Source organism: Paraburkholderia sp. BL25I1N1 (assembly GCF_003002025.1).
In the GTDB taxonomy this organism is placed as follows: Bacteria; Pseudomonadota; Gammaproteobacteria; order Burkholderiales; family Burkholderiaceae; genus Paraburkholderia.
In genome coordinates, this window is record NZ_PVZB01000063.1 from 1 (window position 1) to 5625 (window position 5625).

Sequence of the window (5625 nt, forward strand, 5' to 3'; positions counted from 1 at the left end):
TCGATCTTTAAAAATTAACAGCCGATAAGTGTGGGCGCTTGATGCGCGACGCGCCGGCGGGCCCTTCGGGATCTGCCGGATGAAGCGAAAGTATCAAGTCTCACACAGTAATGAAAGGAAGGTTTTTCCATTGAAAGATGGAGAGATCATTCGTCAGTACGTTGAGTGAGCGACCGGTTGGTAAAACAACCGAAAAACAGTAACAGGTTTGAACTGAAGAGTTTGATCCTGGCTCAGATTGAACGCTGGCGGCATGCCTTACACATGCAAGTCGAACGGCAGCACGGGAGCAATCCTGGTGGCGAGTGGCGAACGGGTGAGTAATACATCGGAACGTGTCCTGTAGTGGGGGATAGCCCGGCGAAAGCCGGATTAATACCGCATACGATCTGTGGATGAAAGCGGGGGATCTTAGGACCTCGCGCTACAGGGGCGGCCGATGGCAGATTAGCTAGTTGGTGGGGTAAAGGCCTACCAAGGCGACGATCTGTAGCTGGTCTGAGAGGACGACCAGCCACACTGGGACTGAGACACGGCCCAGACTCCTACGGGAGGCAGCAGTGGGGAATTTTGGACAATGGGCGCAAGCCTGATCCAGCAATGCCGCGTGTGTGAAGAAGGCCTTCGGGTTGTAAAGCACTTTTGTCCGGAAAGAAAACCTCGGCCCTAATACGGTGGGGGGATGACGGTACCGGAAGAATAAGCACCGGCTAACTACGTGCCAGCAGCCGCGGTAATACGTAGGGTGCAAGCGTTAATCGGAATTACTGGGCGTAAAGCGTGCGCAGGCGGTCCGCTAAGACAGATGTGAAATCCCCGGGCTTAACCTGGGAACTGCATTTGTGACTGGCGGGCTAGAGTATGGCAGAGGGGGGTAGAATTCCACGTGTAGCAGTGAAATGCGTAGAGATGTGGAGGAATACCGATGGCGAAGGCAGCCCCCTGGGCCAATACTGACGCTCATGCACGAAAGCGTGGGGAGCAAACAGGATTAGATACCCTGGTAGTCCACGCCCTAAACGATGTCAACTAGTTGTCGGGTCTTCATTGACTTGGTAACGTAGCTAACGCGTGAAGTTGACCGCCTGGGGAGTACGGTCGCAAGATTAAAACTCAAAGGAATTGACGGGGACCCGCACAAGCGGTGGATGATGTGGATTAATTCGATGCAACGCGAAAAACCTTACCTACCCTTGACATGTATGGAATCCTGCTGAGAGGTGGGAGTGCCCGAAAGGGAGCCATAACACAGGTGCTGCATGGCTGTCGTCAGCTCGTGTCGTGAGATGTTGGGTTAAGTCCCGCAACGAGCGCAACCCTTGTCCCTAGTTGCTACGCAAGAGCACTCTAGGGAGACTGCCGGTGACAAACCGGAGGAAGGTGGGGATGACGTCAAGTCCTCATGGCCCTTATGGGTAGGGCTTCACACGTCATACAATGGTCGGAACAGAGGGTCGCCAACCCGCGAGGGGGAGCCAATCCCAGAAAACCGATCGTAGTCCGGATCGCACTCTGCAACTCGAGTGCGTGAAGCTGGAATCGCTAGTAATCGCGGATCAGCATGCCGCGGTGAATACGTTCCCGGGTCTTGTACACACCGCCCGTCACACCATGGGAGTGGGTTTTACCAGAAGTGGCTAGTCTAACCGCAAGGAGGACGGTCACCACGGTAGGATTCATGACTGGGGTGAAGTCGTAACAAGGTAGCCGTATCGGAAGGTGCGGCTGGATCACCTCCTTTCTCGAGCTAAACGTGTCAGTTGCGTAAAAGCAATGCGTTGAGCGCTCACGCTTATCGGCTGTGAAATCAGGACAGACTCAGGGGTCTGTAGCTCAGTCGGTTAGAGCACCGTCTTGATAAGGCGGGGGTCGATGGTTCGAATCCATCCAGACCCACCAAAGTCTTGTCTGGTGTGCTGATCGTCTGAAACCTCTGGGGTAGCTGTATGACTGGGGGATTAGCTCAGCTGGGAGAGCACCTGCTTTGCAAGCAGGGGGTCGTCGGTTCGATCCCGTCATCCTCCACCAATCCTCAATGCGTAGCGTTCTGTGCAGGAAGCAGAGCGTTGTGCATTGGCGATTGAGCCAGTCAGAGTGATATGAAGCAGAGCTTTATATCGGCTGTCGTTCTTTAACAATCAGGAAGAAGTAGTAAAGAGATTCACGAAAGATCACTTAGAGATGGGTGGTTGAGTAGGTGAATCAGGGTTGTGATTGTATCAATGTATTTTTAAGTGATCGAAAGATTGCTTTGGAATACGGCGCAACACGAATACTCAACCTGTAGCGAGCGTGGCGAGCGTGTGATTCCCAGTGGATCACACAGGAGACACACCCGTTATAGGGTCAAGCGAACAAGTGCATGTGGTGGATGCCTTGGCGATCACAGGCGATGAAGGACGCGGTAGCCTGCGAAAAGCGGTGGGGAGCTGGCAAACGAGCTTTGATCCACCGATATCCGAATGGGGAAACCCGGCCCGTATGGGTCATCCGTAGCTGAATACATAGGCTACGTGAAGCGAACGCGGTGAACTGAAACATCTAAGTAACCGCAGGAAAAGAAATCAACCGAGATTCCCAGAGTAGTGGCGAGCGAAATGGGACCAGCCTGCATTCTTTATCTGAACTGTTAGCCAAACGCTCTGGAAAGTGCGGCCATAGCGGGTGATAGCCCCGTAGGCGAAAACAGATTGGAAGAACTAGGTATGCGACAAGTAGGGCGGGACACGTGAAATCCTGTCTGAAGATGGGGGGACCATCCTCCAAGGCTAAATACTCGTGATCGACCGATAGTGAACCAGTACCGTGAGGGAAAGGCGAAAAGAACCCCGGGAGGGGAGTGAAACAGATCCTGAAACCGCATGCATACAAACAGTCGGAGCCTTTGAAAGAGGGTGACGGCGTACCTTTTGTATAATGGGTCAGCGACTTACATTCAGTGGCAAGCTTAACCGATTAGGGCAGGCGTAGCGAAAGCGAGTCCGAACAGGGCGATTCAGTCGCTGGGTGTAGACCCGAAACCAGGTGATCTATCCATGGCCAGGATGAAGGTGCGGTAACACGTACTGGAGGTCCGAACCCACTAACGTTGAAAAGTTAGGGGATGAGCTGTGGATAGGGGTGAAAGGCTAAACAAACCTGGAAATAGCTGGTTCTCTCCGAAAACTATTTAGGTAGTGCCTCGTGTATCACCTTCGGGGGTAGAGCACTGTCATGGTTGTGGGGTCCATTGCGGATTACTACGCCATAGCAAACTCCGAATACCGAAGAGTGCAATCACGGGAGACAGACATCGGGTGCTAACGTCCGGTGTCAAGAGGGAAACAACCCAGACCGCCAGCTAAGGTCCCCAAATATTGCTAAGTGGGAAACGAAGTGGGAAGGCTAAAACAGTCAGGAGGTTGGCTTAGAAGCAGCCATCCTTTAAAGAAAGCGTAATAGCTCACTGATCGAGTCGTCCTGCGCGGAAGATGTAACGGGGCTAAGCAATATACCGAAGCTGCGGATGCACATTTATGTGCATGGTAGGAGAGCGTTCCGTAAGCCTGCGAAGGTGCACTGGAAAGTGTGCTGGAGGTATCGGAAGTGCGAATGCTGACATGAGTAGCGATAAAGGGGGTGAAAAGCCCCCTCGCCGTAAGCCCAAGGTTTCCTACGCAACGTTCATCGGCGTAGGGTGAGTCGGCCCCTAAGGCGAGGCAGAAATGCGTAGCTGATGGGAAGCAGGTTAATATTCCTGCACCATTGTTAAATGCGATGGGGGGACGGATCGCGGAAGGTTGTCCGGGTGTTGGAAGTCCCGGTCCTTGCATTGGAGAAGGCGCTTTGGCAAATCCGGGCGCAGGATTCAAGGGTGCGAGGCCAGTCGCTTAGGCGACGAAGCAATCGGAAGTGGTTCCAAGAAAAGCCTCTAAGCTTCAGTTTAACAGTGACCGTACCGCAAACCGACACAGGTGGGCGAGATGAGTATTCTAAGGCGCTTGAGAGAACTCGGGAGAAGGAACTCGGCAAATTGGTACCGTAACTTCGGGATAAGGTACGCCCCTGTAGCTTGATGCCCCTGCGGGCAGAGGGTGAAGGGGTTGCAATAAACTGGTGGCTGCGACTGTTTAATAAAAACACAGCACTCTGCAAACACGAAAGTGGACGTATAGGGTGTGACGCCTGCCCGGTGCCGGAAGATTAAATGATGGGGTGCAAGCTCTTGATTGAAGTCCCGGTAAACGGCGGCCGTAACTATAACGGTCCTAAGGTAGCGAAATTCCTTGTCGGGTAAGTTCCGACCTGCACGAATGGCGTAACGATGGCCACACTGTCTCCTCCCGAGACTCAGCGAAGTTGAAGTGTTTGTGATGATGCAATCTCCCCGCGGCTAGACGGAAAGACCCCATGAACCTTTACTGTAGCTTTGCATTGGACTTTGAACCGGTCTGTGTAGGATAGGTGGGAGGCTTTGAAGCGTGGACGCCAGTCTGCGTGGAGCCGCCCTTGAAATACCACCCTGGTTTGTTTGAGGTTCTAACCTTGGTCCGTCATCCGGATCGGGGACAGTGCATGGTAGGCAGTTTGACTGGGGCGGTCTCCTCCCAAAGTGTAACGGAGGAGTACGAAGGTACGCTAGGTACGGTCGGAAATCGTGCTGATAGTGCAATGGCATAAGCGTGCTTAACTGCGAGACCGACAAGTCGAGCAGGTGCGAAAGCAGGTCATAGTGATCCGGTGGTTCTGTATGGAAGGGCCATCGCTCAACGGATAAAAGGTACTCTGGGGATAACAGGCTGATACCGCCCAAGAGTTCATATCGACGGCGGTGTTTGGCACCTCGATGTCGGCTCATCTCATCCTGGGGCTGTAGCCGGTCCCAAGGGTATGGCTGTTCGCCATTTAAAGAGGTACGTGAGCTGGGTTTAAAACGTCGTGAGACAGTTTGGTCCCTATCTGCCGTGGGCGCTGGATATTTGAAGGGGGCTGCTCCTAGTACGAGAGGACCGGAGTGGACGAACCTCTGGTGTACCGGTTGTCACGCCAGTGGCATCGCCGGGTAGCTATGTTCGGAAGAGATAACCGCTGAAAGCATCTAAGCGGGAAACTCGCCTTAAGATGAGATATCCCCGGGGCTTCGAGCCCCTTGAAGGGTCGTTCAAGACCAGGACGTTGATAGGTCAGGTGTGGAAGCGCAGTAATGCGTTAAGCTAACTGATACTAATTGCCCGTAAGGCTTGATCCTATAACAGGTGTGTCTCGACCAGCGTTAGCGCTTCAGCGCTTACGCTGGTCCGATCCCCGAAGGGGATGCGTGTGAACTCCGGATGGAGTCTGCAGAACGCACGGTTGAGAGATCAGTGTTGTGCCAGAAACAACACAACCCCAACCGCTTTACCCCTGGTGAGCATCACCAGAAACTACTTCTTCCCGATTGGCTGTATTGCTCCACGAGCAGTGCAGCAACAAGTCATGCCTGATGACCATAGCGAGTCGGTCCCACCCCTTCCCATCCCGAACAGGACCGTGAAACGACTCCACGCCGATGATAGTGCGGATTACCCGTGTGAAAGTAGGTAATCGTCAGGCTCCCCAGCAGCAAACAGAAACCCCACCCCGCAAAGGTGGGGTTTCTGCGTTTAC

At 53.5% G+C, this 5625-nt stretch carries 2 tRNA genes and 3 rRNA genes; all 5 read left to right on the forward strand.

Going from position 1 to position 5625, the window contains the following annotated elements:
- Window positions 1-210: 210 nt before the first annotated feature.
- The 5 genes from B0G73_RS39740 to rrf all read left to right on the forward strand — a co-directional run bounded on the left by B0G73_RS39740 (window position 211) and on the right by rrf (window position 5571).
- Window positions 211-1741, forward strand: a 16S ribosomal RNA gene (locus B0G73_RS39740).
- An 81-nt stretch (window positions 1742-1822) separates the two neighbouring features.
- Window positions 1823-1899, forward strand: a tRNA-Ile gene (locus B0G73_RS39745).
- A 53-nt stretch (window positions 1900-1952) separates the two neighbouring features.
- Window positions 1953-2028, forward strand: a tRNA-Ala gene (locus B0G73_RS39750).
- A gap of 316 nt (window positions 2029-2344) precedes the next feature.
- A 23S ribosomal RNA gene (locus tag B0G73_RS39755) occupies window positions 2345-5227 on the forward strand.
- A 230-nt stretch (window positions 5228-5457) separates the two neighbouring features.
- Window positions 5458-5571 (forward strand): 5S ribosomal RNA (gene rrf / locus B0G73_RS39760).
- The 16S, 23S and 5S rRNA genes sit together here with 2 tRNA genes alongside, the layout of an rRNA operon.
- Window positions 5572-5625 lie beyond the last annotated feature (54 nt).